General features: G+C 69.0%; 1 protein-coding gene. It reads right to left on the bottom strand.

Going from position 1 to position 335, the window contains the following annotated elements:
- On the bottom strand, positions 1-335 hold a 335-nt coding region (locus BLX41_RS04765; RefSeq protein ID WP_148059683.1), incomplete at both ends, for a polysaccharide deacetylase family protein.

Genomic DNA, 335 nt, shown 5'->3' on the forward strand with positions numbered 1-335 from the left:
ACCTCGGGGTTGTGATCGCCATTGGGGTAGCAATAGACCCCCAGCGGCGCCTGACAGTGTTCCTGCAACGCATGGTGAGAGCGTTGCAGATCGGCCCGCAAGGCGGCGCCGTCGAGCCGGGTGAGAATGCCGTGGCTGGCGCCATGGGGACCAAAGCGCACCAGTGTCGAACGCTCCAGGCGCTGGACCTGGGCCCAGTCCAGGCTGTGGGGCGCGGTGTCGTCGGGGCAACTGTCGGCCAGGGCTTGCAGGGTCTGGGGCGGCAGGCCTTTGAGGTGTTGCAGATAGCCCCCCAGGGCGCGGCTGCGAGCGTGACCGGCGCCGGGCTGCAACAG

It is taken from the genome of Pseudomonas protegens (genome assembly GCF_003732485.1).
Classification (GTDB): domain Bacteria; phylum Pseudomonadota; class Gammaproteobacteria; order Pseudomonadales; family Pseudomonadaceae; genus Aquipseudomonas; species Aquipseudomonas protegens_B.